The organism is Halorubrum sp. AJ67 (assembly GCF_000513435.1).
Map to the genome: position 1 here is coordinate 140,147 of NZ_CBVY010000008.1, position 6,046 is coordinate 146,192.

Annotated in this window: 4 protein-coding genes and 1 pseudogene; all 5 read left to right on the plus strand. The window is 67.7% G+C overall.

Annotation, left to right across the window (positions count from 1 at the left end; translation table 11 throughout):
* The first annotated feature begins 34 nt into the window (after positions 1-34).
* A complete protein-coding gene (locus BN903_RS08820; RefSeq protein ID WP_048077389.1) occupies positions 35-982 on the plus strand; it encodes a mechanosensitive ion channel family protein in 948 nt (315 codons plus the stop codon).
* 85 nt (positions 983-1,067) lie between these two features.
* On the plus strand, positions 1,068-2,405 hold the full coding sequence (trkA, locus tag BN903_RS08825; protein ID WP_048077390.1) for a Trk system potassium transporter TrkA: 1,338 nt from the start codon (positions 1,068-1,070) through the stop codon (positions 2,403-2,405).
* Between the two features lie 7 nt (positions 2,406-2,412).
* Positions 2,413-3,914, plus strand: a pseudogene (locus tag BN903_RS08830) (TrkH family potassium uptake protein).
* A 106-nt stretch (positions 3,915-4,020) separates the two neighbouring features.
* The gene (locus BN903_RS08835) at positions 4,021-5,559 is read left to right on the plus strand and encodes a TrkH family potassium uptake protein (RefSeq protein WP_048077391.1); all 1,539 of its coding nucleotides are present in this window, start codon (positions 4,021-4,023) and stop codon (positions 5,557-5,559) included.
* 43 nt (positions 5,560-5,602) lie between these two features.
* Positions 5,603-6,046 (plus strand): universal stress protein (locus BN903_RS08840; RefSeq protein WP_079890629.1); only part of this gene is annotated, 444 nt, incomplete at its 3' end.

The window sequence follows — 6,046 nt, forward strand, 5'->3', positions numbered from 1 at the left end:
TCGAGACGCGCGGGAACACGGCGGTGCTTCACTGATGGGACTCCCCGCGGCCCCGGTCCCGGCCACCGCGGCCGGAACGGCTCCCACGGCTCCGGTCACGGACGCGTTGGAGCCGTTCCTCGGGCCGCTCGCCGGGCTGGTCGTCTCCGCGGCGATATTCCTCGTCGTCCTGGTCGGCGTCTACGCCCTCAACCGCGCCCTCGTCGCCCCCCTCGTCGGGCGCGTCTTCGACCGGCAGGGGCTCGACGAACACGCGCGCCGCCCGCTGCGGAAGATCGTCACCTTCCTCGTGCTGTTCGCGGGCGTGACGGTCGCGTTCGGCGCGGCCGGCTACAGCGGCTTCCTCCGCTCGCTGGCGACGATCGCGGCCGCGGCGACGCTCGCGATCGGCTTCGCCCTACAGGACGTGATCAAGAACTTCGTCGCCGGCGTGTTCATCTACACGGACAAGCCGTTCCGCATCGGCGACTGGATCGAGTGGCAGGGCAACTCCGGCGTCGTCGAGGACATCTCCTTCCGCGTCACGCGCGTCCGAACCTTCGACAACGAACTGCTCACGGTGCCGAACCACGTCCTCACCGGCGACGTGATCAAGAACCCGGTCGCGAAGGGGACGCTGCGCCTGAAGTTCGTCTTCGGCATCGACTACGGCGACAACGTCGAGCGCGCGACGGAGATCATCGTCGAGGAGGCCGAGAAGAGCGACGCGATCCTGGACGACCCCGCGCCGTCGGTCCGACTGACGGAGCTGGCCGACTCGTACGTCGGTCTCCAGTCGCGGATCTGGATCGACGAGCCGTCGCGGGCGGACTTCGTGAAGGCGCGCGCCGACTACGTGAAGGCCGTCAAAGCGCGGTTCGACGAGGAGGACATCACCATCCCGTTCCCGCAACGGACCGTCTCGGGCCGGGACGCGTGGTCCGAGCCGTCGTCGTTCGGCGAGGCGGGCGAGCCCGGACGCGGCGGCGCGGACGGGTCCTGACGCGGCGGCAACTCAGAGCGCGTCGCCTTGCGATCCCGGCGGCGCGATAGTAACGAACTTGAGGGTTCGGTGACTCGTTGTCCCCATGCATGTGGTCGTCATCGGGGCCGGCGAGGTCGGCACGAGCATCGCTTCGAGCCTCGCGTCGGACCACGAGGTCGTCGTCGTCGACGTCGACCCCGACCGGGCGGAACAGCTCAAGTACGAGCTCGACGTGCTGACCATCGCCGGAGACGGGACCTCCTCGGAGATCCAGACGGCGGCCGACGTCGGCCGCGCGGACATGGTCATCGCCTGTACCGACAACGACCAGACGAACCTCGTCGCCTGCGGCACCGCGAAGACGCTCGGCGACGGGTTCACGATCGCCCGCGTGAAAAGCACCGACTTCCTCCGCACGTGGGAGGGCAACGAGGGCGCGTTCGGTGTCGACTTCATGGTGTGTACGGATCTCTTGACCGCGGAGAACATCGTCCGTGTCATCGGGCTGCCGGCGGCGATCGACGTCGACCCGTTCGCCGGCGGGCTGGTCCAGATGGCGGAGTTCGAGATTGCGGCGGACAGCCCCGTCGCCGGACAGACGGTCTCGGAGGCCGACCGCTTCGAGTCGCTCACGTTCGTCGGCATCTTCCGCGACGGCGAGATGATCATCCCGCGCGGCGACACCGACATCCGCGTCAGTGACCGCGCGGTGGTGATCGGAAGCCCCGAGAGCGTCCAGTCGTTCGCGACGGACGTGGCTCCGGAGACGACGCCCGACCGGGCCGACGAGATCGTCGTCGTCGGCGGCAGCGAGATCGGGTACCAGACGGCCCGGCTGCTCGAAGAGCGCGACTTCAAGCCGCGGCTGATCGAACGGGACGCGGACCGCGCCCGCTGGCTCGCGGAGAACCTCCCGAACTCCGTCGTGATGGAACACGACGCGACCGACACCGAGTTCCTCTCGCGCGAACACGTCGACGAGGCCGACATCGTCGTCACCGCGCTGCGGTCCGACGAGAAGAACCTGCTCATCTCCGTGCTCGCGAAGCGGCTCGGCGTCGACCGCGTGATCGCCGTCGTCGACAGCCCCGACTATGTCACCGTCTTCGAGGAGATCGGCATCGACATCGCGATCAACCCCCGAACCGTCACCGCCGAGGAGATCACGCGGTTCACCTACGAGAGCGTCGCGGAGAACATCGCCGTGCTGGAGAACGACCAGGCGGAGGTGCTCGAACTCGAACTCACGGAGGGGTGCGGACTCGTTGGGCGACCGATCTCGGAGATCGTCGCGGAAAGCGACGTGCGCTTCGTCATCGGCGCGATCACCCGGAACCGCAAGCTGGTCACTCCTCGCGGGGACACCGTCCTCCAAGCGGGCGACCACGTCATCCTGCTCGTGGAGTCCGACTCGGTGAGCGACATCGCCTCGATGGCGTGAGAACTCCGTGAACGCACAGATCCGCGTCGGATGGCGGGCGAGCGTGGGACTCACCGGCGACGTCCTCGCCGCGCTCTCGCTCCCGCTGGCGTTCCCGCTGCTCGTCGCCTTCTACTACGGCGAGTCCCCCTCCCCTTCATCGCGGCGATCGCGGTCTCGCTCGCGCTCGGCGCTGCGTTCCGGACGGTGCAGGACCCCGAGGTGAACCTCGGTCCGCGCGAGGCGTTCCTCGCGGTGGCGCTGATCTGGTTCCTCGTCGCCGCGGTGGGCGCGATCCCGTTCGTGGTCGCGGGCGTCGGGACGGTCGCGCATCCGGTCAACGCCATGTTCGAGTCGATGAGCGGGCTGACGACGACCGGCGCGACCGTCCTGCGCGACTTCTCGCTCCACTCGCGGTCCGTGCTGATGTGGCGGCAGGTGATCCAGTGGCTCGGCGGACTGGGGATCCTCATCTTAGCGACCGCGGTGCTCTCCGAGCTCGGCGTCGGTGGCGCACAGCTCATGGAGTCGGAGTCGCAGAATCAAGACGTCAACAAGCTCACGCCGAAGATCTCACGGACGGCCCAGCTCATCTGGGGGATTTACCTCGGGCTCACAATGCTCGCGGTCATCGTCTACTTCGGACTCGGACTCGCCGTCGACCCCCAGATGGACCTGTACAACGCGGTCGCCCACGCGTTCACGTCTGTCGCGACCGCCGGCTTCTCGCCGGAGCCGCTCTCTGTCGGCGCGTTCCACCCGCTCATCCAGTGGGCGGTCGTCCCGTTCATGGTGATCGGCTCGACGAGCTTCGTCCTGATCTACTTCGCCATCAACGGCGAGCCGATGCGGCTCCTCCGCAACGAGGAGTTCCACTTCTACCTCGGCGCGATGGGGACGCTCGCGTCGATCGTCGCCGTCGGCCTGTTCCTCGACCCGGGGAGCAACTTTGGAGTCGAGGGGACGATACGCCACGCCGTGTTCAACGTCGCGTCGATCGTGACGACGACGGGGTACGCCAGCACCGACTACGTGCAGTGGGCACCCGCGGCGAAGCACATGCTGTTCATGGGGATGTTCATCGGCGGGATGGTCGGATCGACCACCTGCTCGATCAAGTCGCTCCGGTGGCTGGTCGCGCTGAAGTCGTTCCGGCGGAACCTCTTCACCGCGATCCACCCGGAATCCGTTCGGCCGGTCCGGATCTCCGGAAAGACGGTCGACGAGGGCGCGATCCGAGACATCTACGCGTACCTCCTGTTGAGCATCGTGATCTTCTTCCTGCTCGCTATCGTGATAGTCGTCGACGCCGAGCGCGCCGACCTTCCGGTCACCGAGTTCGAGGCGCTGGGGGCGGCGGCGACGACGTTCCTCAACATCGGTCCGGCCTTCGGCGACGCCGGCCCCTACGGGACGTTCGCGAGCTTCTCGTTGAGCACCCGCGCCGTGATGGTCGTTCTCATGTGGATCGGGCGAATCGAGATTATCCCCGTGCTCGTGCTGTTCACGAAGGCGTTCTGGACCTCCTGACCCCCGAACCGAGACCGTCCGTACGCTGTCGCGCGATCCCGTCTATCGACGGCTTCTTATCGCGTCGGGAAGCTACGACGAATATCGAAATGTACGAGGTGGAGCCGTGACGCGGACGGTCGACCCCCGGGCGGTGCTCAGCTACACCGGGACCATCGTCAAGATCCTCTCGGCGTCGATGGCCGTCCCGCTCGTCGTCGGGCTGATCTACGGCGAGGACGCGCTCGCGTTCGCCGTGTCGATGACGATCGCGGTCGCGGTCGGCGCGGGGATGGAACGGCTTCACGACGACCCCGACCTCGGTCCCCGCGACGCGCTGGCGGTCGTCTCGCTCGCGTGGTTCGCGGCGGCGGTCGTCGGCGCGATCCCGTACGTGATCGCCGGGCACGGCACCGCGTCCGCGCTCGGACAGCCGATGAACGCGCTGTTCGAGTCGATGAGCGGCTTCACGACGACGGGCGCGACCGCGACCACCGAGATCAGCTTCGAGCAGCACTCGCACGCGGTGTTGATGTGGCGGCAGCTCACCCAGTGGCTCGGCGGGATGGGGATCATCGTCCTGATGGTCGCCATCCTCCCGCAGCTGGCGGTCAACGGCGCGGAGCTGATGAAATCGGAGGCTCCGGGACCGGGCCTCCAGAAGCTCACGCCGCGGATCGCACAGACCGCGCGGGCGCTCTGGCTCATCTATCTCGCGTTCACGGTCGTGTTGATCGCGATCTTGGCGCTCCTCGGACTCACCGGGCTCGCGCCGGAGATGAACCTGTACAACGCGATCGCCCACGGCTTCTCGACGCTGCCGACGGGCGGATTCTCGCCGCAGGCGGAAAGCATCGCGGCGTTCTCGCCGGTCGCGCAGTGGGTCTTCGTCCCGTTCATGGTGATCGCGGGCGTGAACTTCGCGCTGTTCTGGTTCCTCCTCCGCGACGAACCCCGCCGGATGTTCGACAACACCGAGTTCCGCGTCTACCTCGGGCTCGTGACCGGGTTCGCGGCCGTCCTCGCCGTCGGGCTGTTCTACGGCGGTGCCCCGGCGACGGAGATCGGGGGGATCACGGAGAGAGCGACGGAGAACGCGCTCAGACAGGGGGTCTTTCAGGTCGCGTCGCTGATGAACTCGACCGGGTACGCGACCGCCGACTTCGCGCAGTGGGACACCCAGACCCGATTCTTCCTGCTGTTCGTGATGTTCGTCGGCGGCTCCGCGGGATCGACCGGCGGCGGAATCAAGGTGATCCGGTGGCTCATCGTGGCCAAGGTGCTGTACCGCGAGCTGTACACCACCGCGAACCCGGAGGTCGTCCGACCGGTCCGACTCGGCGGCGAGGTCATCGACGAGGACGTGATCCGCGGGATCATGGTTTTCACGCTGTTGTACTTCCTTTTGTTCGCGCTCGCCGCGGTGTTCATCGAGATCGACACGAGCCGGGTCCCGGGGATGACTCTCAGCGGGACGGAGGCGTTCGCGGCGTCGCTCGCGACGATCGGGAACATCGGACCGGGGCTCGGACCGCTGGGCCCGTTCGGGAGCTACGAGTTCCTCCCGAACACGACGAAGCTGCTGATGATCGGGCTGATGTGGATCGGCCGACTGGAGATCGTTCCGGTCCTCGCGCTGTTCGTCGCCGGGTTCGACGACCGGTGAGCGGGCGAGCACATTCTTAACCCGCGGCGTCGAACGTCGCCGTATGAGTTCATCCGACGACGGTGAGGCCGTCAACCTGCTCGCGCACGCGCTCCTCCCCGTCGCGAACGAGGACGACGCGCTGACGACCGCGAGGGCGCTCGAACCGTACGACCCTGAGCGCGTGACCGCCCTCCACGTCGTCGAGAAAGGGGACGGCGTCCCGGACAAGACGCCCGTCGAACAGTCCGAAGAGCTCGCGGCCGAGTCGTACGCCGCGGTGCGGTCGGTGTTCCCGGACGCGGCGGAACACACGGCGTACGGCCGGGACGTCGTCGAGGAGATATTCGAGGCGGCCGACACCGTCGGCGCGACGGCCATCGTCTACCGGGCGCGAGAGGGCAACCGCCTCGTCCAGCTGCTCTCCGGCGACCTGTCGACCAAGCTCGTGAGCGGAGCGCCCGTCCCAGTCGTGGCGCTTCCGCGCGCGGAGTCGGACGGAATGACA